At 74.4% G+C, this 25054-nt stretch carries 7 protein-coding genes; 4 read left to right on the top strand and 3 right to left on the bottom strand.

The annotated features are described in order from the left end of the window. Nucleotides 1-54: 54 nt before the first annotated feature. The 3 genes from AB0G08_RS02020 to AB0G08_RS02030 form a co-directional block, all read right to left on the bottom strand. Nucleotides 55-7179 carry an amino acid adenylation domain-containing protein gene (locus tag AB0G08_RS02020; protein ID WP_358081770.1) on the bottom strand — a complete coding sequence of 2375 codons (7125 nt, stop codon included), beginning with the start codon at nucleotides 7177-7179 and terminating at the stop codon, nucleotides 55-57. After that, on the bottom strand, nucleotides 7176-13682 hold the full coding sequence (locus AB0G08_RS02025; RefSeq protein WP_358081773.1) for an amino acid adenylation domain-containing protein: 6507 nt from the start codon (nucleotides 13680-13682) through the stop codon (nucleotides 7176-7178). The genes AB0G08_RS02020 and AB0G08_RS02025 overlap by 4 nt, the downstream gene beginning before the upstream one ends. 155 nt (nucleotides 13683-13837) lie before the next feature. Then, nucleotides 13838-14842, bottom strand: a complete 1005-nt coding sequence (locus AB0G08_RS02030) for a TauD/TfdA family dioxygenase (protein WP_358081775.1) — start codon at nucleotides 14840-14842, stop codon at nucleotides 13838-13840. A gap of 217 nt (nucleotides 14843-15059) precedes the next feature. Between AB0G08_RS02030 and AB0G08_RS02035 the strand changes: the two genes are divergently transcribed. Genes AB0G08_RS02035 through AB0G08_RS02050 form a run of 4 tightly spaced genes read left to right on the top strand, consistent with a single transcriptional unit; the run spans nucleotide 15060 to nucleotide 25054 of the window. Next, nucleotides 15060-15278: an MbtH family NRPS accessory protein gene (locus AB0G08_RS02035; protein WP_091630286.1), complete on the top strand. Its 219-nt coding sequence runs from the start codon at nucleotides 15060-15062 to the stop codon at nucleotides 15276-15278. An 11-nt stretch (nucleotides 15279-15289) separates the two neighbouring features. Beyond that, nucleotides 15290-17182 (top strand): amino acid adenylation domain-containing protein, encoded by a 1893-nt coding sequence (locus tag AB0G08_RS02040; RefSeq protein WP_358081779.1) that lies wholly within the window; start codon nucleotides 15290-15292, stop codon nucleotides 17180-17182. Next, complete coding sequence (locus AB0G08_RS02045) at nucleotides 17179-23730, top strand: amino acid adenylation domain-containing protein (RefSeq protein WP_358081782.1); 6552 nt, start codon at nucleotides 17179-17181, stop codon at nucleotides 23728-23730. The genes AB0G08_RS02040 and AB0G08_RS02045 overlap by 4 nt, the downstream gene beginning before the upstream one ends. 46 nt (nucleotides 23731-23776) lie before the next feature. After that, on the top strand, nucleotides 23777-25054 hold the full coding sequence (locus AB0G08_RS02050; RefSeq protein WP_358081785.1) for an MFS transporter: 1278 nt from the start codon (nucleotides 23777-23779) through the stop codon (nucleotides 25052-25054).

Genomic DNA, 25054 nt, shown 5'->3' on the forward strand with positions numbered 1-25054 from the left:
TCTTCCTCTCATCCGGCCGCGCCCGACGGGCGCGGCCGGCATCCGTGACAACGGTCAGCCCTCACCGAGCACGTCGACGATGACGCGGGCGAGTTCGGTGACGTGCGGCGGCTTGATGACGCTGAAGTGGTCACCCGGCACCCGGTGCACCCGCACGCCGCCGGTGCAGAGCTCCTCCCAGCGCGCCAGGTAGTCCGGGTAGCTCTGGCCGGAGGTGACCTCGTGCTGGCCGCAGGCGAGCTCGTCGCTGACGATGAGCTCGAGCCGCCCCGGCCAGGGGCGGTGCCGGTACTCGACGTCCACCTCCATGACCTCGCGCCAGATCCGGACCTGCCGTGGCCACGAATCCCCCACGCCGCGCTCGGGCAGCGTGATGCCGGTCTCCTCGTCGATGTCGTCGACGATGTGCTCGAGCAGGTCGAGGATCTCCTTGCGGCGTTCCAGCGTGTCGGCCTCGTCGCCGCCGGTGCTCACCTCGTGGAGCAGCAGTTCGAGGCGGCGGATCAGGGCGAGTTCGCTCCAGGCGTCGGCGCGGGTGTGGATGTCCAGGCCCGGATCGAGCAGGATCAGCGTCACCTCGTGCCCGTCCCCGACCAGCCGGTGGGCCATCTCGCTGGCGATGCCGCTGCCGCCGCACCAGCTGAACAGCCGGTACGGTCCGTGCGGTTGGGCCCGGCGGAGTTCGTTGTCGTAGCGTTCCGCCATCTGCGCCGTGGTGGGTGTCCCCTCCGGATGCGGGCCCGGCCACTCGAACGCCGCCACCGGCTGGTCCGGGTGCAGGTGCGGGGCCAGGCGCAGGTACCAGTGGGCGCTGCCGCCGCCGGGGTGCACGCAGAAGAGCGGTGGCCGGCCGTCGCCGTCGCGCCGCAGCCACATCATCGCGCCGGCCGGCGCCGCCGCCGGGTCCTGGAGGGTCGCGGCCAGCCCAGCGACGGTGCGGTGTTCGACGAACGAGCCGAACGTCAGCTCGTAGCCGTGCCGGCTGCGCAGCGTCGCGGTCAGCCGCATCATCGCCAGCGAGTGGCCGCCGAGGTCGAAGAAGTCGTCGTGCACACCGATCCGCTCGATGCCGAGCGCCTCGCTCCAGGCGGTGGCGATGTGCTGTTCGACGTCCGAGCGCGGGGCGACGTACTCGACGTCGGTCACCGGCCGCGAGCCGTCCGGCGCCGGAAGGGCGGTCCGGTCGACCTTGCCGTTGCGCGTGTACGAGAAGTCCTCCACCGAGAGGTAGTGGTGCGGGACGAGGTGCTGCGGCAACCGCTCGCGCAGGAAGTCGCGCAGCGCGGCCGGGGACGCCGCCGTCCCGTTCGCGGGGCGGGTGTAGGCGACGAGCGAGGCGTCCGGGGTGCCGGCCCGGTGCACGGCGACCACCGCGGCGGCCACCGCCGGGTGGGCGGCGAGGGCGTGCTCGATCTCGCCGAGCTCGATCCGGAACCCGCGGACCTTGACCTGGTGGTCACGGCGCCCGTGGAAGTGCAGGGTGCCGTCGGGATCACGGGAGACCACGTCGCCGGTGCGGTACATGCGCTCGCCCGGTCGGGACGCGTACGGGTCCGGCACGAACCGCTCGGCCGTGAGTTCCGGCCGGTTGAGGTATCCGCGCACCACGCCCGCCCCGCCGAGCATCAGTTCCCCGCGTACCCCGGGGGGCAGCAGGCGCAGCTCGTCGTCGACGACGTAGGCGCGCACGTTGCCCAGCGGGAGCCCGATCGGCGGCGGTGCCGTGTCCGTGGCCCGCAGCTCCGCGATGGTGGCGACGACGGTGGTCTCGGTGGGCCCGTAGGCGTGCAGGACGCGGACCCGGTCGGCCCACCGCGCCGCCTGGTCGGCCGTGCACGCCTCGCCGCCGGTGGTCAGCACCCGCAGGCGCGGGAAGGCGGCCGGGTCGAGGCGGTCCAGCAGCGGCGGCGGCAGGGTCATGTGGGTGAGTTCGGCCGCGTGGCGGCGCAAGTCGCCGGGGTCGACGTCCGGCGGGGGCAGCACCAGCGCCGCGCCGTTGGCGAGGGCCAGGAGGATCTCCCAGACCGACGCGTCGAAGCTGGGCGAGGCGAACTGCAGCACCTCGTCCCCGGCGTGCGCGTCCAGGACCCGTCGCTGCGCGTGGCAGAAGTTGAGCACGCTGCGGTGGGTGACCGCGACGCCCTTGGGCCGTCCCGTGGAGCCCGACGTGTAGATGACGTACGCGAGGTTGTCCCCGCTGAGCCGCACCGCCGGAGGGCGCGCCGCCCGGGGCCCGCCGTCGGCCAGGTCGGCGACCAGCACCGTCGCTGCCGTGCACGGCAGCCTCGGGGCCAGCTCGGCGTCGGTCAGCACGACCACGGGCGCCGCGTCGCGGATCATGTCGCCGATCCGCTCGGCGGGATAGGCGGGATCGAGGGGCAGGTACGCCCCGCCCGCCTTGAGGACGGCCAGCATCGCGACGACGAGGTCGGTCGCGCGGGGCAGGTGGATGCCGACGATCGTGTCCGCCCGCACGCCCAGCTCCGCCAGCCGCGCGGCGAGGGCGTCGGACCGCCTGTCCAGCCCCTGGTAGGTGAGCGTGGCGTCGCCGTGCCGCACCGCCACCGCGGCCGGCACGGCGGCGGCGCGCTCGGCGACGAGGTCGTGGACGAACGGCTCCGCCGGGAACCGCTCGACGGGCTGGTACGCCTCGACCGCCCAGGCCCGGTCGGCGGCGCTCAGGCCGACGTCCGTGTCGCCGTCCGGATCGGCGGCCATCGCCTCCAGCACGTGCCGGTAGGTCCGGGCCAGCAGTTCGAGGTACGGCCGGTCGATGTCGGCGGGCCGGGCGCCCAGGCGCAGGACTCCCGGGAAGGTCCACACGTCCAGTCCGACGCTGCTCGGGCTGAAGTCGTCGACCATCTCGACCGACTCGGCGGGACCGTCGAGCACGTGGAAGTCCAGGTACGAGAAGCCGACCCGCAGCAGTGGCGTGCCGTTGCCCCACTCCCGCTGCATGGACGGCAGCGGGTAGCGGCGGTGCGGCCAGAGGCGCGCCTCGCCGGCGAAGACGGCCTCGGCCAGAGAGCGCCAGGTGCGCGCGGAGGTGTCGGCGGCGAACGGCACGGTGTTGAGGAACATGCCGAACACCTCGTCGCCGCGCAGCCGCTCGGGGCGGCCGTTGCACAGCAGGCCGCTGAAGAACCGCTGCCGGCCGGTGACGATGCTCATCACCTTGAGGTGCGCGGCGTGCAGGACGCTCTTCAGCGAGGTGCCGGCGGCGGCGGAGAGCCGGCGCAGTCCGGGACGCAGATCGGCCCACGGCACCTCGATGACGGTCGCCGGAGCGTCCGACTCGGTGCCCCACTCCGGCGGGAGCTCGAGCCGGTCCGACCCGGCGACGGTCGCCGCCCAGAAGTCACGGTCCGGCACCGAGGCGAGGGACTCACGCTCGCGGGCGACGAAGTCGGCGAACCGCACCGCCGGCGGGGGCGGCAGGGCGGGCCGCTCGCCCCCGCGCAGCGTCCGGTACAACGAGATCAGCATCGCCACGGTGGAGGTGTGGCTCCAGCCGTCGAGGATCGCGTGGCTCTCCGAGTGGGTCAGCCGCCATTCGGAGTCGCCGACCTGGTGCACGTGGTAGCGCAACAGCGGCGCCGTGGTGATGTCGAACGGGCGGACGCGCTCGGCCCGCAGGTGCGCGCGTACCGCCTCCTCCTGCTCGTCGGCCGGCAGCCCGCGCAGGTCGTCGTAGCCGATCGGCAGGTCGACCGACGCGTGGACGAGCTGCATCAGCTCGGAGTAGCTGGACAGGTCGAACGACGTACGCAGGATCTCGTGCCGGTCCGTGAGCAGCCGCCCGGCCTCCCGCAGCGCGTCCAGCGAGAAGGGCAGCTGGTCGCTGATCCCGTAGCAGGAGACGTTGCGGTAGACCGGCCGGTCGCCGCCGGACAGCATCTCGAACAGCATGCCGGCCTGGTTCTGGGTGATCGGATAGGCGTCGACGAGCCCGTCCGGCAGCCGGCCGCGGTCGGCGTCGCTCACCAGCGCGAACCGGTCGACGGTGGGCTCCGCCTCCTCGGCCGGCCCGGTCGGCACGACCACGCCCGCCAGGTCGGCCACGCTCTGGTGCGTGAACAGGTCCTGGACCGACACCGCGAGGCCGGCCGCGCGCAGCAGCCCCACCATCCGGATCGCCCGCATCGAGTCGCCGCCGAGCAGGAAGAAGCTGTCCGTCACACCGACCGCGTCGATGCCGAGCGCCACGCCGAACGCGTCGGCGATCCGCTTCTCGAGTTCGTCACGCGGGGCGACGTGGCCGTCGCCCGCCCCGCCCCGGTCGGGCGCCGGCAGGGCGCGGCGGTCCACCTTGCCGCTGGCGGTCAGCGGCAGGGCGGGCAGGATCGTCCAGCGCGCCGGGACCATCGCGTCCGGCAGGCGGTCGAGCAGGTACGCGCGCACCCGGTCGACGGTCTCCGGCCCGACCAGGTAGCCGACGAGCTGCTCGTCGTGCACGGCCACCGCCGCCGCGGCGACGCCGGGAGCCTCGTGCAGCACGGCCTCGACCTCGCCGAGCTCGACGCGCTGACCACGGATCTTCACCTGGTGGTCGAGCCGGCCGAGGTACTCGATGTGGCCGGAGGGCAGGTAGCGGGCCAGGTCGCCCGTGCGGTACAGGCGTCGCCCCGGCGCGGCGGCGAACGGGTCGGGGATGAACCGTTCGGCGGTCAGGGCGGCCCGGCCGTGGTAGCCCCGGGCGAGCTGCACGCCCCCGATCAGCAGCTCGCCGGGCACCCCGACGGGGGTGGGCGCCAGGGCGGCGTCGACGACGTAGGCGGTGGTGTTCGCGATCGGACGGCCGATGGTGACCGGCTCGCCGGGCTCGCACCGCACCGCGGTGACGTCGACCGCGGTCTCCGTCGGGCCGTACAGGTTGTGCAGCTCGCACCCGATCCGCTCGTGCACCCGGGCGGCCAGCTCCGGCGGCAGCGCCTCGCCGCTGCAGAGCAGCCGCCGCAGGGACGGCAGCGGTCCGACGGGCTCGGCCAGGAAGGCCCGCAGCATCGACGGTACGAAGTGGACGGTGGTGATCCCCTCCGTCCGGATCAGCTCGGCCAGGTACGCCGGGTCGCGGTGCCCACCGGGGCGGGCGAGGACCAACGTCGCGCCGGTGACCAGCGGCCAGAAGAGCTCCCACACCGACACGTCGAACCCGACCGGCGTCTTCTGCAACACCCGGTCCGAGGCGTCGAGCCGGTAGGCGTCCTGCATCCACAGCAGGCGGTTGACGATCGCGCGGTGCTCGATCAGGGCGCCCTTGGGCCGGCCGGTCGACCCGGACGTGTAGATGAGATAGGCGGCGTGCCCGGGCGTGACCGGTTCGGACGGCGGCGGGTCGCCGGCGGGGGACGCGTGGTCCTCAGCGGCCATGAAGTCCGCGGTGATCACCAGGCGGGCGCCGGAGTCGCGCACCATGAAGGCGCGGCGCTGCGCCGGGAGGTCCGGGTCCAACGGCAGGTAGGCGGCGCCGGCCTTCAGGATCGCCACCAGCGCCCGCATCAGGTCCAGGCCGCGGGGCAGGCAGACGGCCACGACGGACTCCGGTCCGACGCCGGCCTGTCGCAGGCGCCGCGCGAGGACGCCGGCCTCGGCGTGCAACCGGCGGTACGACAGCTCCTCGCCGCCGAAGCGCAGCGCGACCGCGTCGGGCGTGCGGGCGGCCTGCGCGTCCAGCAGCGCGGTCAGGGTCGCGGCCGGAAGGGGGCGGTCGACGGCGGTGTCGTTCCAGGCCGCGAGTTGGGCCGTTTCGGTGTCGGTGAGCATGGGCAGCCGGGTGACCGGGGTCTCCGGGTCGGCGGCGACCGCGGTCAGCAGCTGCCGGTAGTGCCCGGCCAGGCGCCGCACGGTCGCGGTGTCGAACAACGCCGTCGGGAAGTCCACCCCGCCGGAGAGGGAGCCGTCCGCCTCCTCGGCCAGCCCGAGCGTCAGGTCGAACTTCGCCGTGGCCGGGCCGACGGAGAGCTCCTCCCCCACCAGGCCGCCGGCGTCGAAGCCGGCCGACCCGCCCTCCTGGAAGAGGAACATGGTCTGGAACAGCGGGTTGCGCGACAGGTCCCGCTCCGGGGACAACGCGTCCACGATCCGCTCGAACGGCACGTCCTGGTGCGACTGCGCGTCCAGCACCGCCTCCCGGACCCGGGCCAGCACCTCGACGAAGGTCGGCTCGCCGGAGAGGTCGGTCCGCAGCACCAGCGTGTTGAGGAAGAGCCCGACCAGACCGTGCACCTCCAACCGGTCCCGACCGGCGGCCGGGGCGCCCACCGCGACGTCGGTCTGCCCGGTGTAGCGGGCCAGCAGGGCCTGGAACGCGGCGAGCAGCACCATGAACGGGGTGGCGTTCGACGCCCGGCCCAGGTCACGGAGCCGGCCAGCGACGGCTGCCGGCACCGTGAAGGTGACCAGCCCGCCGTCCGGGTTCCACACCGGCGGCCGGGGCCGGTCGGTCGGCAGCTCCAACGGCGTCAGCCCGGCCAGCCGGTCCCGCCAGTGGTCGACCTGCCGGTCCAGCCGGTCCCCGGCGAGCCGGGTCCGCTGCCAGACGGCGAAGTCCGCGTACTGGATCGGCAGCGGGGCGAGCGGGGAGGGCCGGTCGGCGACGAACGCGCCGTACAGGGCGGCCAGTTCGCGCAGGATGATCCCCTCGGACCAGCCGTCGGAGGAGATGTGGTGCATGGCGAGCACCAGGGCGTGCTCGTCCTCGGCGAGCCGGACCAGCCGGGCCCGCAACGCCGGGCCGGCGGCCAGGTCGACCGGGTCCGGCGCGGCGAGCAGCTCGCCGAGGCGCCGCCGGGCCGTCTCCCGGTCGGTGTCGCCGAGGTCGGTCACCGCCATCTCGACCGGGGCGGGCGGGTCGACGACCTGCGCCGGCTCACCGTCGACCACGACGTACCGGGTCCGCAGGATCTCGTGCCGGGCGACCAGTTCGGTCAACGCCCGGCACAGCGCGTCGGAGTGCAGCGGGCCGCGCAGCCGGAGGCCGACGGACATCAGGTACCCGGTGCCGCCGGGCTGCAACTGGTCGAGCATCCAGAGCCGGTGCTGCCCGAAGGACAGCGGCAGCGGACCGGTGCGCGGGGCCGGGGTGATGGTGTCGGCGCGGCGGGACTGACCGGCCCCCCGCAGGCGCCGCTCCAGCAGTTCCTGTCGCAGGGACGCGCTCGGGGTGTGGCTGGTGGTCACAGGTTTCCTTCCTTCAGCAGTTCCGCCACCTCGGCGTCGGAAAGCCGTGCGATCTCGTTCTCGATGGCCGTGTGCACCGCGTCGGCGAGGTCGGCCACGGTCGTCTGCTCGAACAGCAGGCGCAGCGGCAGGTCGATGTCGAAGCTCTGCCGCAGGTGCGCGAGCACCCGGGTGGCGAGCAGCGAGTGACCGCCGAGGTTGAAGAAGTCGTCGTGGACGCCGACCCGGTCGACCTCCAGCACGGCGGCCCAGATCTCGGCCACGGTCTCCTCCAACGGGGTACGGGGTGCCTCGTACGCCCGGCCGGTGTCGGCGCGCACCGGTGTCGGCGCGGGCAGGGCCCGGCGGTCCACCTTCTTGCTGGTGGTCAGCGGCAGTGCGTCCAGCACCATCCACTGGGCCGGGACCATGTAGTCCGGCAGCCGCTCGCCCAGGTGGGCCCGGAGTTCGCCGACCGACGGCGGGGCGCCGTCCCGGCAGACCAGGTAGGCGACCAGGCCCTTCTCCCCCGGCTGGGTCTCCCGGGCCACCACCGCGACCGCGCGGACCGCCGGGTGCTCGGCCAGGGCCGACTCGATCTCGCCGAGTTCCATCCGGAAGCCCCGGATCTTGACCTGCTGGTCGATCCGGCCGAGGAACTCGATCGTCGAGTCCGGCCGGTACCGGACCAGGTCGCCGGTGCGGTAGAGCCGACCGCCGGAGCCGTCGCCGAACGGGTCGGGCACGAACCGGTCGGCGGTCAGGCCGGGCCGGGCCAGGTAGCCCCGGGCCAGCCGTACCCCGCCGAGCAGAAGCTCGCCGGGCACCCCGACCGGCACCGGGTCCAGGTGCTCGTCGACCACGTAGGCCCGGGTGCCGGGGACCGGGCGGCCGATCGGCAGGGCCGCCTCGGCCCGCTCGCCGGGCGGGTCGCCGGTGACCGGGTGCAGCAGGCAGGTGACGGTGGCCTCGGTCGGGCCGTAGTTGACCAGGAACCGGCCGGGCAGTCCGGTGGCCGCCCAGCGCCGGGCGTCGGCGACGGTGACCACGTCGCTGCCGACGTTCATCAGCTTCAGGTGCCGCAGGCGGTCGTCGCCGGCCGGCAGGGCGTCCATCACCTCCCGGTAGTAGGCGGGCGTGATCTCCATGTGGGTGACCCGGTGCCGGGCGAGCCGGTCCGGCAGCTCAGCCGGGCTCCAGAAGAGCGGGTCGCTGACCACCAGGGTCGCCCCGGCCAGCAGGGTGGCCATCATGCCGTCCATCGCCACGTCGAAGGTGAGCGCGGAGAGCAGCACCACCCGGTCGCCGGGGGCGATGTCGTACGCCCGGGCGATGACGCCGCAGTGGTGGGCGTACGCGCCGTGCGGGATCATCACGCCCTTGGGCCGCCCGGTGGAGCCCGAGGTGTAGATGACGTAGGCGAGGTCGTCCGGCCCGCTCGACGGGTCCGGCGCGGTGCCGGCCCGACCGGCGATCACCGCCCGGTCGGCGTCCACGGCGACCACGGCCACGCCGTCGGCGGCGACCCGGTCGGCGAAGCGCGCCTCGGTGACCACCACCGTGGCCCCCGCGTCGGCGAGCATGAAGTGCAGCCGCTCGGTGGGATGGTCCGGGTCGACCGGGAGGTACACCCCGCCCGCCTTGAGCACCGCGAGGAGCGTGACCACCACCTCCAGGCCGCGTTCCAGGCAGACCGCGACCGGGACCTCCGGGCGTACCCCGAGTCCGCGCAGGTGGTGGGCGAGCCGGTTGGCCCGGGTGTCCAGCTCGGCGAAGGTCAGCCGCCGGCCGTCGAACTCCACCGCCACGACGTCCGGGTGCTGCCGGACCCGCCGGCTGAACAGCTCCACCACGCCGGCGCCGCTCGCTCCGGCGGCGCCCAGCGGCCCGGCCGGCTCGCCGGCCCACTCCCCGGTCAGGTACGCCCGCTCCGCGTCGGTGGGCAGGGTCAGGTCACGCAGGGCGGTTCCCGGGGCGGTCGCCAGCTGGGCGAGCAGGTGCAGGTAGTGCCCGGCCATCCGCTCGACGGTGCGGCGGTCCCAGAGCGCGGTGGCGTACTCGAACCAGCAGCGCAGCCGGCCGTCCGGGTGCTGCTCCACGGAGAGGGTGAGATCGAACTTGGCCACCGGGTACGCGCTGTCGACGTGCTCGATGGCGGCCGGGCCGAGGGTCGCGGTCATCCGCTCCAGGTGTTGCAGCTCGAACATCACCTGGAACAGCGGGTTGCGGGACAGGTCCCGGTCCGGCCGCAGCGTGTCGACCAGCCGCTCGAAGGCGACGTCCTGATTGCGGAACGCGTCCGTCACGGTGCGGCGCACCTGGTCGAGCAGGACCGGGAAGGGCTGGCCGTCGACCAGTTCGGCGCGCATCACCAGGTTGTTGACGAAGAAGCCGAGCAGGTCCTCGGTCTCCTGTCGGGTCCGGCCGGCGACCGGGGTGCCGACGACCACGTCGTCCTGCCGGGCGTACCGGCCGAGCATGACCTGGAAGGCCGCCAGCAACACCATGAACAGCGTGGCGCCCTCCCGGTTGCCCAGCTCGGCCAGTGCCCGCCCGACGTCGGTCGGCACGTCGACGACCACGTTGTCGCCGGCCGGGTCGCGCAGCACCGGGCGGGGCCGGTCAGTGGGCAGCTCCAGCGGCGTCGCGCCGGCCAGTTGCCGGGACCAGTAGGCGAGCTGGGCGTCCAGTTCGGGGCCGTCCTGGCGGGCCGCCTCCCAGGCCGCGAAGTCCGCGTACTGCACGGGCAGGTCGGGCAGGGCGGCGACCGGGCCGCCGCCGGCGTACGCGCGGTAGAGGGTGTCGAGTTCGCGCAGGAGGATGTCCATCGACCAGACGTCGAACGCGATGTGGTGCACGGTCAGCGCGACCAGGTGCTCCTCGGCGGCGACCCGGACCACCTGGGCCCGGATCACGCGCTCGGCGGCCAGGTCGAAGGGACGCCTGGCGGCCGCCCGCAGCAGCGCCTCGGCGCGGTCGGCGGCGTCCGGGGCCCCACTGAGGTCGATCAGCTCGCAGCCGACCGGTGCCGGCGGGTCGACCACCTGCACGGGCTCGCCGCCGACCGAGTGGTAGCGGGTACGCAGGATCTCGTGCCGGTTGACCACCTCGTCCACCGCCCGCCGGAACACCGCCACGTCGAACGGGCCGGTCAGCCGCATCGAGATCGGGATCAGGTATTCGAGGCTGCCCGGTTCGAGCTGGTCCAGGAACCACAGCCGGCGCTGGCCGAGGGAGAGCGGCAGGTCGCCGTCCCGCGCGACCGGCAGGATCGCCGCACCGGCCGGCTCGTCGGCGGAGCCATCGGCGCCGGGGCGGGCCGCGTCGACCAGGGCGGCGAGCTCGGCGACGGTGGGGGCGGTGAAGAGCTGCCCGACGGTCAGCTCCACGTCGAGGGCCCGGCGCACCCGGAGCACGCCCCGGATGGCGAGCATGGAATGGCCGCCGAGGGTGAAGAAGTTGTCGTCCCGGCCGATCCGCTCGACGCCGAGCAGCTCGGCCCAGATCCCGGCGATGGTCCGCTCGGTGTCGGTGGCCGGCGGCAGGTACCTCCGGTCGGCGCCGGGCCGGGGGCCGTCGGGCGCCGGCAGGGCCGCCCGGTCCAGCTTGCCGTTCGCGGTCAGCGGGAGGGCGTCCAGGCTGATCACGGTGGACGGGACCATCGCGGCGGGTAGCCGGTCGGCGAGCGCGTCGCGCAGTCCGTCCGGATCGATCCGGGCGCCGGCGGCGGGCACCACGTACGCGACCAGCTCGGCATCGCCCGAGGGCGGCCGGTACAGGGTCGCCACCGCCGCGTCGACGGTCGGGTGCCGCCGCAGGGCCGCCTCGACCTCGCCCGGCTCGATGCGTACCCCGTGCAGCTTGACCTGGTCGTCGAGGCGGCCCAGGTACTCCAGGCTGCCGTCGTCGCGCCAGCGGGCCAGGTCGCCGGTCCGGTACAGGCGCCTGCCCGGCGTGGCGGCATACGGGTCGGGGGTGAACTTCTCCCCGGTCAGGGCGGGTCGCCCCAGGTAGCCGCGCGCCACGCCGACCCCGCCGAGGCAGAGCTGGCCGGCCACCCCGACCGGCACCGGCCGGTCGCCGGCGTCGAGCACCAGGACGGTGCAGCCGGGCAGCGGCCTGCCGATCGGGACGGTCCCGGTGCCCTCGTCGCCACGGTAACGCCAGGCGGTCGCGTCGATCGCGCACTCGGTGGGACCGTAGGTGTTCCAGATCTCCACGGGCAGCAGGGCGCGAAGCTGCTCGCAGAGCGCCACCGGCAGCGGCTCCCCCGCGGAGCAGACCAGCCGCAGCGCGGCACACCCGGACAGGTCGGACTCGTGCAGCAGCACCCGCAGCACGGACGGCACCAGTTGCAGCACCGTGACGTCGTGCGCCCGCACCGCCCGCAGCATCGCGCCCGGGTCGCGGTGGGCGTCAGGGGCGGCCAGCACGACCGCGCCGCCGCTGACCAGCGGGGCCAGGAACTCCCACATGGAGGCGTCGAAGCCGAGGGCGGTCTTCTGCAGCACCCGGTCGGCGGCGGTGAGCGCGTACTGCTCGACCGACCACAGCACCCGGTTGCGGATGCCGGCGTGGGTGACCACGACGCCCTTGGGCCGGCCGGTCGATCCGGAGGTGTACATGACGTAGGCGGCGGCGTCGGGGTCGGTGGCCGGCGGCGACGCCGCGGCGCCGTCGCCACGACCGGCCCCGACCGCGGCGTCGTGGCGGGCGTCGACGAGCACCACCGGGGCGTCACCGGCCGGCAGCAGGCCCCGCAGGGCCGACTCGGTGACCAGCACCGACACCCCCGCGTCGGCGGCCATGAACTCCAGCCGGCCGACCGGCTGGTCGGGGGCGAGGGGCACGTAGACGCCACCGGCGAGCAGCACCCCGAGCAGCGCGGTCACCAGGTCCGGCCCGCGGTGCACCGCGACCCCGACCGGGGTGCCGACGCGGACCCCGACGGTGTGCAGGTGCGCGGCGAACTCCCGGGCGCGGCCGGCCAGCTCGGCGTAGCGAACCTCGGCGCCGTCGTCGGCGATCAGCGCGGTCGCGTCGGGGGTCGCCGCCGCCTGGGCGAGGAAGAGCTCCGGCAGCCCCGGGCCCGCGGCCCGGTCGGCGCCCCGGCTCCACTCGCCGAGCACCTCCCGGCGTTCCCGGGGGGCCAGCAGGTCCAGCTCGGCCAGGGGGACCCGGTGGGCGACGACGGCGGCCAGCAGATGCAGGTAGTTGGCGATCATCCGGTGCACCCGGGCGCCGTCGAACAGCGCGGTGGGGAAGACCACCTCCCCGTGGTACGAGCCGTCCGGCTGCCCGACCAGTTGCAGGGAGAGGTCGAACGCGGACGAGGTCCACGAGGTGGGCTGCTCGGTGACGGTCAGGCCGGACAGGGCGAAGGGGGCCGGGTCGGCGTTGTGCAGCCCGAAACCCACCTGGAACAGCGGGTTGCGGGACAGGTCCCGCTCCGGGGCCAGCTCGGCGACGATCCGGTCGAACGGCACCTCCTGGTTGTCGTAGGCGTCCAGGGTGGTCGTCCGGACCTGGTCGAGCAGGTCGGGGAAGGACGCCGGGGCGGCCAGGTCGGCCCGGAGCACGACGGTGTTGACGAAGAGGCCGACGAGGTCCTCCAGCTCGACCTCGTGCCGCCCGGCCACCGACACCCCGACCGCCACGTCGCTCTGCCCGGCGTACCGGCCGAGCAGGAGCTGGAAGGCGGCGAGGAAGACCATGAACGGGGTGGCGCCCCGGTCCGCGCCGAGTCGGGTCAGCGCCGCCGCCAGCTCCGCCGGCACGGTGAAGGTGAGGCCGTCGCCGTCGGCCTGCCACTGCGCGGGCCGGGGCCGGTCGGTGGGCAGCTCCAGCGGGCCGAGCCCGGACAGCCGCTCCCGCCAGTAGCCGACCTGGGCGTCGACGTGCGGCCCGGACAGCCAGTTCTCGCGCTGCCAGGCGGCGAAGTCCGCGTACTGGACGGGCAGCGGCGGCAGCGGGCTGGGCCGGCCGGCGACGAACGCCCCGTAGAGGGCGTGCAGCTCCCTGGCGAGGACGCCCCAGGACCAGCCGTCGAAGGCGATGTGGTGCACCACGAACAGCAGGACGTGGTCGTCCGCCGCGCAGCGGATCAGCCGGGTCCGCAGCGGCGGGTCCTTGCGCAGGTCGAGCGGGACGTCGAGGGCCGCGGCCACCACCTCGTCGAGGCGGCGGTCCCGGTCGTCGGCCGGCGAGTCGGTCAGGTCGACGAGCTCGATCTCGACCGGGCCGGGCGGGTCGATCACCTGCACGGCACGCCCGTCCACCGTGTCGTACCGGGTCCGCAGGATCTCGTGCCGCGCGCTGATCTCGGTCCAGGCGGCCCCCAACGCCGTGGTGTCGAGTGGGCCGCGCACCCGGACCGCCTGGTGCAGGAGGTACTCGCTGGCGCCGGAGCGCAGTTGGTCGACGAACCAGAGCTGCTCCTGCGCCGACGACACGGCGTAGCCGTCCCCGTGATCGGGTGGCACCGCCCCGCCGGTGCCGACGTACCGGCTGTCGCCGTCTGTCATGGGTCTTCGCCTCCGTGTCCAGGCCGGGCATCGCTGCGATGCCGTGGGGAGTTGCCGTTGCCGGGTGGGCGACGCCGCCGCCGTGCCGGGATGGGTGCGGAACGGGCCGCCCGTCGGTCCGGTGTGCGAAGGACCCTCCGGCACACCGACGACGGTCAGCCCGGGGCGCTGCCGGCCGCCGCGAGCGCCGCGCGGTACGGCTCGGCCATCGCCACGGCGATCCGCCGGTCGCCGGTGAACGGTTCCCGGGCGTGCGCGGCGAGCATGTTGTCCACCACCAGCACGTCGTCGCACTGCCAGTCGAAGCGCCGCTGGGCCGCCCGGTAGCAGTCCCGCAGGTGGGCCACCACGTCGTCCGGGATCCGCCCGCCGTCGCCGTAGTAGGTGTTCGTGGGCAGCTCGGTCTCGTCGAACAGCTCCCGCAGCCCGGCGCAGACCTCCCCGGCCAGCGTGGTCACGTGGAAGAAGGTCACATGGTTGAACCAGAGCAGCTCGCCGGTGCCCGGGTGCCGGTGCATGGCGGCGCGTCGGGCCCGGGTGCGCGGCCCCGAGCTGGTCCACTCCACCTCGATGCCGCTGCGCGCGCAGTAGCGCGACACCTCGTCCCGGTCGTCGGTGTTGAACGCCTGCTGCCAGGGCACGCCGAAGCCCTCGTGGAAGTTGCGCACCACCATCCAGCCCCGGGCGACGAACTCGTCACACACCGCCGGGTCGATGGCCTGGCGCACCAGGCGGGTGTCGGCGAGCGGCGTGGCGCCCATGGTGGCCGGCGTACGCAGGCAGTGGAAGTACAGGACCATGGGCCAGTCGGCCTGATAGGAGTTCTCGTTGTGCAGGAAGATCTCCTCGGCCGGCGGATGGTCCGTCGAGGTGTAGACCTGCCCCTTGATGGTGCTGCGGGGCGACGAACGCTCGACGTAGTCCAACGGCTGTCCGGAGAGCGCGCGGACCACCCCGTCGAAGCCGTCCACCCCGCCGACGTCGAACCCGCGCAGCAGGACGGCCCCGTGCTCGCGCAGCCGGGCCCGGATCGCGGCCCGGTCGGCGGCCAGCCGCCCGGCGATCGGCTCCCCCGGCGTGCCGGCGGTCAGGACGAACGGAAGCGCCTGCTCGGCCGACCCGCGCGGCAGCGGCGGCACCGTCATCCGGGGCGTACTCATCGCTTCTCCTGTCGGCCGCTGGGCTGGCGGTTGCGCGGCAGGGCCCAGCCTCTCCGCTGAGGCACGGGTCAGAAAGAGAATCCCCGGCAAGGCTCGTACGCGTTTTTCTGCCGGTTCTTCTCTACGGCCGGCGATGGCGTCCCGGCAGGGTGTGACCGGCAGTGGGACCAGTGTCGTGTCGTACGACACGGCTGCCCTTTCTCGATGAGGAGCCGGCATGTCCGACGAGAACACCGATGAGCGCGCGTACCGGGTCGTGGTGAACGACGAGGAGCAGTACTCGATCTGGCTGGGTGACCGGGAGCTGCCGCTGGGATGGCGCGCGGAGGGCACCGAGGGCACCCGCGAGGAGTGCCTGAAGCGGATCGACGAGGTGTGGACCGACATGCGCCCGCTCAGCCTGCGCCGGCGTATGGAGCAGGCGGCGGGCCGGTAGTCGTGACCGCCATGGCGAAGCTGACCGCGACCGACGGGCACCGGGTCCCGACGGAGTGGAACGACACCGAGGTCGGGTACCCGGCCGACCAGTGCCTGCACGAGCTGGTCGAGGAGCAGGTACGGCGTACCCCGGACGCGATCGCCGTGGTGTCCGACGAGCGGACCGTCCGCTACGCCGAGCTGAACCGCGAGGCCAACCGGCTCGCCCACCGGCTGCGGGCAGCCGGGGTGCGCGCGGAGTCGGTGGTGGGCGTGTGCCTGCACCGGGGGGTCGACCTGGTGGTCGCGCTGCTGGGGGTGCTCAAGGCGGGCGGCGCCTACCTGCCGGTGGACCCGGACCAGCCGGCGGACCGGATCCGCTACCTGCTCACCGACTCCAAGGCGGCGACCGTCGTCACCGGCCCGGGTGTCGACCACGGGCCGCTGGCCGCCGCCACCGGCGCCCCGGTCCGGGTCGACGACGACCACCGGGGACTGCCGGACGACGACCCGGAGCCGGTCGCCGGCCCGACCAACGCCGCCTACGTCATCTACACCTCCGGCTCCACCGGCCGCCCGAAGGGCGTGGTCGTGGAGCACCTGTCGATCGTCAACCGGGTGCGCTGGAGGCCGGACGCCCAGGGTGCCGACGGCGGCGTGGTGCTCCAGAAGACGCCTTTCGGCTTCGACGTCTCCGTGTGTGAGCTCTTCTCCCCGCTGACCACCGGGGCGACCCTGGTGATGGCCCGTCCCGGCGGGCACCGCGATCCGGCGTACCTGGCCCGGGTGGTGGCCGAGCGGCGGGTCACCTCGATCCGCTTCGTGCCGTCGATGCTGCGCGCCTTCCTGGACGTGCTGCCCGCCGGCCGCACCAGCCTGCCGTCGGTGCGGCAGGTGCTGTGCAGCGGCGAGGCGCTCCCCGCGGACCTGGTGGCCGCGGCGCACGACCGGCTCGACTGCGAGGTGTTCAACCTGTACGGGCCGACCGAGGCGGCGGTCGAGGTGACCAGCACCCGCTGCCTGCCCGGCGAGGCGGTGACCATCGGCCGGCCGGTGGCCAACACGCGCACGTACATCGTGGACGGCGAGCTGCGGCCGGTACCGGTCGGTGAGCCCGGGGAGCTGGTGCTCGCCGGGGTCCAGCTCGCTCGGGGCTATCTCGGCCGGCCGGGCCTGACCGCCGCCAGCTTCGTCCCCGATCCGTTCGCCGACCGGCCCGGGCAGCGCGTGTACCGCACCGGGGACCAGGCCCGGTACCTGCCCGACGGCAGCATCGAGTACCTGGGCCGGCTGGACCACCAGGTGAAGATCAGGGGCTTCCGGATCGAACTGGGCGAGATCGAGGCGGTGCTCGGCCGGCACCCGGCCGTCCGCGCCGCCGTGGTGGACGTGCACCACGGCGCGGTCGGCGGCCCGCAGCTCGTCGGGTACCTGCTGCCGGCCGGCCCGGAGCCGCCCGACCACCGGGCGGTCCGCGCGTACCTGGCCGAGCTGCTGCCGGAGCACATGGTCCCGCAGAGCTGGGTGACCCTCGACCACCTGCCGGTGACCGGCAGCGGAAAGGTCGACCGTCGGCGGTTGCCGGCGCCCGCCCCGGCCGGGCCGGTGACCGACGGGCCGACGACGGCGCCGCGTACCCCCACCGAGCAGGCCGTCGCCGAGGTGTGGACCGAGGTGCTCGGCATCGACCGCTGCGGGATACACGACGACTTCTTCGACCTCGGCGGTCACTCGCTGCTGGCCACCCAGGTCGTCGCGTTGCTGCACGAACGGTTCCCGGTCGACCTGCCGGTCAGCGCGGTCTTCGAGGCACCGACCGTGGCAGAGCTGGCGACGGTGCTCCAGGAGGCCGTCGAGGAACGGGTGGCGGAGATGTCCGAGTCCGAACTGGAGACGATGTTGGCGCAGGTGGGCAAGGAGTGAAGAGTCCCGAGGGTCCGTCCCGATCCGTCCCCGCTGCGGCTCCCGGTGGCGCCGCCCCGGATCCCGCGCACACCCCGCCGGTCCCCGCCACCGGCACCCCGCCCCCGACCTCGACCGACGCCCGCCGTCGGGCGCTGGTGGAGGCGCTGCTGGCCGGGCGGGCCCCGGACCGGTCGCGGGCCACCCCGGACGCGCCGCAGCGGCCGGCCGGTCCGCTGCCGCTGTCCTATCCGCAGCAGGGGGTGTGGCTGCTCGACCAGATCCGGCCCGGCGGCGCGGAGTACGTCGTGCCGTTCAGCTGGCGGCTGACCGGAGCGCTGAACCCGGTGGCCCTGCGCGACGCCTGGCGGGAGGTGGTCCGGCGCCACGAGGTGCTGCGGACCCGCTACCAGGTGGTGGACGGCCGGCCGAGCCAGGTGGTCGGCCCGGCCGAGCCGGTCGAGCTGCCGGTCACCGACCTGCGCGGCTGCGTCCCGTCGCAGCGGCGGGAGCTGCTGGACTCGCTGCTCCGGGACGAGGCGAGCGTTCCGTTCGACCTGGGTCGGGACGCCCCGCTGCGGGTCCGGCTGGTCCGGCTCGCCGAGGACGAGCACGTCATGGTGCTGGTCGTCCACCACATCGCGTTCGACGGCTGGTCGGTCGGCGTGTTGGCCCGGGAACTCGGCGCGCTCTACCCGGCGCTGGCCGCCGGCGAGCCGTCCCCGCTCGCCCCGCTGCCGATCCAGTACGCGGACTTCGCGGTGCGGCAGCGGGACCGGGCGGCCGGCCTGACCGCGCAGCTCGACCACTGGCGCGACCGGCTGGCCGGCCTCGTGCCGCTGGAGCTGCCGACCGACCGGCCCCGCCCGCCGGTGCAGGACCCCCGGGGCGCGACGCTGCCGTTCACCGTGCCGGCCGACCTCGGTGGCACCCTCGCCGCCGTCGGGCGGCAGCACCGGGCGACCCCGTTCATGGTGCTGCTGGCCGTGTTCCAGGTCGTGCTGGCCCGCTACACCGGGCAGACCGACGTCGCGGTGGGCACCCCGGCCGCCGGGCGTACCCGCCCCGAGGTCCAGGACCTGATCGGGTACTTCGTCAACACGCTGGTGCTGCGGACCGACCTCTCCGGCGAGCCGACCTTCGTCGAGGTGCTGGCCCGGGTCCGGGAGGCGGTGCTGGACGCGCAGTCGCACCAGGACGTGCCGTTCGAGCGGATCGTGGACGCGTTGTCCCCGGAGCGGGACCTGTCGCGCAACCCGCTGTTCCAGACCATGTTCGTGATGCAGAACGCCTCGGCGGCCGACTTCGCCGGGGCGGGGCTGCACGCGCGGCAGGTGCCGACGCTCTGGCACACCGCCAAGTTCGACCTGACCATGCAGATGACCGAGGAGGCGGACGGCTCCTTCTCCGCCGTGGTCGAGTACGCGACGGCGTTGTTCGACGGCGCGACCGTGCGGCGCCTGGCCGGGCACTACCGGCAACTGCTGGCCGCGGTCGTCGCCGACCCGGACGCCCCGGTCACGCGGCTGCCCATGCTCACCGACACCGAAACGGCCCAACTCGCGGCCTGGAACGACACCGCCGTCGACCACCCCGGCGACACCCTGCTCCACCGGCTGGTCGAGGCGCAGGCGGACGCCACCCCCGACGCGGTCGCCGTGCTCGACGAGCACCACGAGCTGACCTACGCCCAGCTCGACGCCCGCGCCAACCAGCTCGCCCACCGGCTGATCGCCCTCGGCGCCGGCCCCGAACGGATCGTCGCCGTCAGCGCGCAGCGCCGCGTCGCCCTCACCGTGGCCCTCCTCGCCGTCCTCAAGACCGGCGCCGCCTACCTCCCACTCGACCCCACCCATCCGGTCGACCGGCTCCGCTGGATGCTCACCGACACCGGCAGCCCCGTCACCCTGGTCGACACCCCCGACCAGCACGACTGGCACCCGGGCCCGCGGGTCCACCTCGACGACCCCACGCTCGCCGACGAACCCGCCGGACGACCCGGCGTCAGCACCGACGACCGCAACCCCGCCTACCTGATCTACACCTCGGGCTCCACCGGCCGCCCCAAGGGCGTCCTCATCGACCACCGCGCCATCGTCAACCGGCTCCGCTGGATGCAGGACACCTACCGCCTCGACCACACCGACCGGGTCCTGCAGAAGACCCCGCACACCTTCGACGTCAGCGTCTGGGAGTTCTTCTGGCCCCTGACCACCGGCGCCGCCCTCGTCATGGCCCGCCCCGACGGGCACCGCGACCCCACCTACCTCGCCGAGACCATCGACCGGCGGCAGGTCACCACCGTCCACTTCGTACCCTCGATGCTCCGCGCCTTCACCACCCACCTCGCCACCACCCGCACCACCCTGCCCCACCTGCGGCGCGTCATCTGCTCCGGCGAAGCCCTCCCGGACGACCTCGCCATCGCCGTGCACACCCACCTCGACGTCGAGCTGCACAATCTCTACGGCCCCACCGAGGCCGCCGTCGACGTCACCGCCACCCCCGTCCACCCCGGCCGCACCGTCACCATCGGCGCGCCCATCGCCAACACCGGCGCCCACATCCGGGACCCGTGGCACAACCCGGTCCCCGTCGGCGTCCCCGGGGAACTCCTCCTCACCGGCGTCCAGCTCGCCCGCGGCTACCACGGTCGACCCGCCCTCACCGCCGAGCGCTTCACCCCCGCCCCGGACGGCCAACGCGCCTACCACACCGGCGACCTGGCCCGGTGGCGCCCCGACGGCACCATCGAGTACCTCGGCCGGCTCGACCACCAGGTCAAGATCCGCGGCAACCGCATCGAGCTCGGCGAGATCGAGACCGCCCTCGCCGACCACCCCACCGTCCACACCGCCGTCGTCCACCCCCACGGCCCCACCGACGACCGGCAACTCGCCGCCTACCTCACCGCCGCCGACGGCCACACCGTCGACCCCGGCACCCTGCGCGCCCACCTGCGCGCGCGGCTGCCCGAGTACATGGTCCCCACCCACTGGACCACCCTCGCCGAACTCCCCCTCAGCGCCAACGGAAAGATCGACCGCAAGGCCCTCCCCCCTCCCCACGGCCACGCCGCGCGGACCGCCGAGCACGTCCCGCCCGGCACCCCCACCCAGCACCTCATCGCCACCGCCTACACCGAGGCCCTCACCAGCCACACCCAGCCGATCGGCATCCACGACCGGTTCTTCGACATCGGCGGCGACAGCATCCGCGCCATCCGGGTCGTCGGGAACCTCCGCGACCGGGGGCTCGACCTCACCGTCGCGGACCTCTTCCGCTACCGGACGGTCGCCGAACTCGCCGAGGCCGTCGACGCCCGGGAGTGCGGACCGCCGGCCGAGGCCACCCGCCTGGTGGACCGGTTCGCGCTGATCTCCGAGGAGGACCGGGCCCGACTGCCCGAGGGCGTGGTCGACGCGTACCCGCTGTCGATGGTGCAGGCCGGCATGGCGTACGAGATGCTCGCCGATCCGACCGGCGAGCTCTACCTGAACAGTCTCTGCTACCCGATCGAGGGCGACGCGTTCTCGCTGCCCGCCCTGCGCGCCGCCGCCCAGCTGCTCGCCGTCCGGCACGAGATCCTGCGGGCCTCGGTCGACCTGACCGGGTACCGCGAGCCGCTCCAGCTGATCCACTCGACCGCGGAGATCCGGGTCGGCCACACCGACCTGCGGGGCGTACCGGTCGCGGAGCAGGAGGCGACGGTGGCCCGGCTGGTCGCCGAGGAGCGGCGGGACCGCTTCGACCTGGGTACGCCGTCGCTGCTGCGGCTGCACGCCTACCAGCTGGGCGACGACCGGTGGCGACTGCTGGTCAGCTACAGCCACGCCATCCTCGACGGCTGGAGCCAGAACTCGCTGGTGCCGGAGCTGCTGGCGTACCACCGCCGGATCCGCGACGGGCAGGACCCGCGGCCCGCCCCGCAGCCGGCCGTCCGGTTCGCCGACGCGGTGGCGCTCGAGCGGCGGGCGGTGGCCGCCGGGGTGGACCGGGAGTTCTGGGCGTCCCGGGTGCTGACCCACGAGCGGCTCAGCGTCCCGGCGGCGTGGGCGGGCGAGGGTGCCCGGTACCGGGCGGTGCGGCTGCCCTTCGCCGACCTGATGCCGGGCCTGCGGGAGCTGGCCCGGGCGGCGGACGTACCCCTGAAGAGCCTGCTGTTCACGGCGCACCTGACGGCGCTGGGGGTCGTGACCGGGCAGCGGCGCTTCCACACCGGGCTGGTCTGCAACGGACGGCCCGAGCTGACCGACGGCGACCAGGTGCGGGGGATGTTCCTCAACACCGTGCCGTTCGCCGTGGAGCTGACCGGATCGAGCTGGGCCGAGCAGGCCCGCCTGGTCTTCGCCGGGGAGGTCGCGCTCTGGCCGCACCGGCACTACCCGCTGCCCGCGATGCAACGCGAGTGGGGCGACCAGAAGCCGCTGGTGGACATCTTCTTCAACTACACCGACATGCACGTGCTCGACCTGGGCGGCATCGACCGGTCGGCGATCACCGACACCACCCCGAACGAGTTCGGCCTGTCGGTGTCCAGCGAGCCCGGTCAGCTGATCATCGAGGCCGGCACCGACCGGATCTCCGACGACCACCTGGACCTGGTCACCCGGTGCTACCGGCGGGTGCTGGAGGCGATGGTCGCCGACCCGGCGGGCGACCCGCGCCGGTGCGGGCTGCCGGAGGCCGACCGGCACCTCCTGCTCGGTCTCGGCGCCGGCGGGCCGCTGCCGGTCCCGGACGGGACGCTGCCCGAGCTGGTCGCCCGGCAGGCGGCGGCCACCCCGGACGCGGACGCGGTGGTCTTCGGCGACGACGTGCTCAGCTACGCCGAGCTGGACCGCCGGACCAACCGCCTCGCCCACCATCTGCGGGAGCTGGGCGTCGGGCCGGGGACGCTGGTCGGGGTGCACCTGAACCGGAGCGCGGACCTGGTCGTGGCGTTCCTCGCGGTGCTGGCCACCGGGGGCGCGTACCTGCCGCTGGACCCCGACTACCCGGCGCAGCGGACCGCCTTCATGCTGGCCGACGCCGGCGCGCAGGTGATGGTGACCGACACCGCGCTGGCCGGGCGGCTGGACACCGCCGGGATCCGGACGGTGCTGCTGGACGCCGAGCACGCCGCCATCGCCGCCCGTCCGCAGCAGCGGCTGGCCGACCGACCGTCCGCCGACGACCTGGCATACGTCATCTACACCTCGGGATCGACCGGCACCCCGAAGGGGGTGATGATCAGCCACCGGGGGCTGGGCAACTTCCTCGCCGCGATGCGGCAACGGCCGGGCCTGCCGGCGGGGGCCACCGTGGTCGGCCTGACCACCGTGTCGTTCGACCCCTCGGTGCTGGAGCTGTACCTGCCGCTGCTGGTCGGCGGCCGGGTGGTGGTGGCCGACGCGGAGCAGACCCGGGACCCGCAGCGCATGGCCGAGCTGATCCACACCGCCGCGCCGGCGGTGCTCCAGGCCACCCCGGTGACGTACCGGATGCTGCTCGACTCCGGCTGGTCCGCGCCGGCCGGTGCGACCGTCCTCTGCGGCGGCGAGAAGCTGCCGACCGAACTGGCGGTCCGGCTCGCCTCGACCGGCGCCACCGTGTGGGACATCTACGGGCCGACCGAGACCACGGTCTGGTCCACCACCACCCGGCTGGCTCCGGACGGCCGGCCCGTCGACTTCGGCATGGCCCCGAACGCCGGGCTCTACGTGCTCGACGAGCGGCTGGAGCCGGTGCCGGTCGGCGTCCCGGGCGAGATCCACATCGGCGGCGACGGGGTGGCCTGGGGCTACCGGGGCCGGCCCGCGCTCAGCGCGGAGCGGTTCGTCCCGGACCCGCACTCGGCGGCGCCGGGGGCCCGCATGTACCGCACCGGTGACCTGGCCCGCTGGCACGCCGACGGGCACCTGGAGATCCTCGGCCGGGTCGACCACCAGGTGAAGATCCGGGGGCACCGGATCGAGCCGGCCGAGATCGAGGCGGCGCTGCTGGCCCACGAGCACGTCCGGGCCGCCGTGGTACACCCGCAGCGCATCGGCGGGGCGCAGGAGCTGGTCGCGTACCTGGTCGGCGGCGAGGGGCACCCGGCGCCGACGGGCGAGCAGCTGCGCGAGTTCCTGCTGCGTACCCTGCCGGACTACATGTGCCCGGCCGCCTACGTGCCGCTGGACGCCTTTCCGCTCACCCCGACCGGCAAGGTCGACCGCAACACCCTGCCGGTGCCGCGGCCCGGGGCCGGCGGCCGGGAGGAGACCGTGCGGGTGGCGCCGCGGACCGCCGACGAGCGGACGGTCGCGCAGGTGTGGGGCGAGGTGCTCGGCACCGACGAGGTGGGGGTGCACGAGAACTTCTTCCAGGTCGGTGGGCATTCGCTGCTGGCCACCCGGGTCGCGGTCCGGCTGCGTACCCTGCTCCGCGTCGACGTGCCGGTCCGGGCCCTGTTCGACCACCCCACCGTCGCCCGGCTGGTCGGGGCGCTGCCCGGCTATCCGAAGCTGGACGACCGGCCGGCGGTGCCGAGGCTGACCGCCCGGAACCGGCTGGCCGACGTCGCCGCCCGCCGGGGTGCCCGGTGACCCCGCGCGGGGGCCCCGCCGGTCGCCGCCGCATCGGCGGTGACCGGTGAGCCGGGTCGACGATCCGGTACGCGGGGAGCGGATCCCGCCGCTGCACCGCAACCGGGACTTCCTGCTGCTGTGGAGCGGGTCGGCGGTCTCCATGCTCGGCTCGACCGCGTCGCTGGTGGCGTACCCGCTGCTGGTGCTGGCGCTGACCGGCTCGCCGGGCGCCGCCGGGCTGGCCGGTTTCGTGGCGCTGGTGCCGACGCTGCTGTTCCAGCTGCCGGCCGGGGCGCTGGTGGACCGGTGGGACCGCAAGCGGGTGATGATCTGGTGCGACGTGCTGCGGGCGCTGGGGGTGGGCAGCATCGTGGCGGCGATCGCCGTCGACGAGCTGCACCTGTGGCACGTGCTGGCCGTCGGTTTCATCGAGGGGACGTTGTCGGTCGGGTACGAGCTGGCCGCCGGTGCCGCGATCCCGAACCTGGTGCACCCGAGTCAGGTGACCACCGCGCTGTCGCGCAACGAGGCCCGCGAGCGGGCCGCGGTGATGGCCGGCACCCCGCTCGGCGGCGTGCTGTTCGGGTTGGGGCGGATCTGGCCGTTCGTGCTGGACACGGTCTCCTACCTGGTCTCCCTGCTGACGCTGCTGTTCATCCGCCGCGACTTCCAGGCCGCACCGGGCGGCGCGCCCGGCGCCGAACCCGGTGCCGGGAAACTGGCCGCCGAACTCACCCATGGACTGCGCTGGTTGTGGGGGCAGCCGTTCCTGCGGATGGCCACCCTGCTGGTCGCCGGCAGCAACCTGCTGTTCCGCGTCCTGTTCCTGATCATCATCGTGGCGTTCGAGGCCGCCGGGGCGGCCCCGGCGGCCATCGGCCTGCTGCTCGGCGTGGCCGGCACCAGCGGGGTGGCCGGTTCGCTGGTGGCGACCTGGTGCGCCGGGCGGTTCTCCATGCGCGCGATCGTCATCTCCGCGAACTGGGTGTGGGCGCTGATGACCTGCGTCATCGCGGTCACCGACGACCGCTACCTGATCGGCGCCGCGTACGCCCTGATGTGGTTCGTGGGGCCGATCTGGAACGTCGCGGTCGCCGGTCACCAGATGGCCCTCACCCCCGACCACATCCAGGGCCGGGTGCTCAGCGCGGTCAGCCTGCTGGCCAACGGCGCGGTGGCGCTCGGTTCCCTGGTCGGGGGCTACCTGCTGGAGTCGCTCGGACCGACGCACGCGGCGTGGTCGATGGCCGTCTGGATGGTCCTGCTCGCCGCCCTGGCGACGCTGAGCCGCTCGGTACGCCGAGCGGGCTTTCTGCCCATTGAGCACCCAAGGAGGAGCTGA

The sequence above is a fragment of the Micromonospora sp. NPDC023644 genome, assembly GCF_040640115.1.
Taxonomy (GTDB): Bacteria; Actinomycetota; Actinomycetes; order Mycobacteriales; family Micromonosporaceae; genus Micromonospora.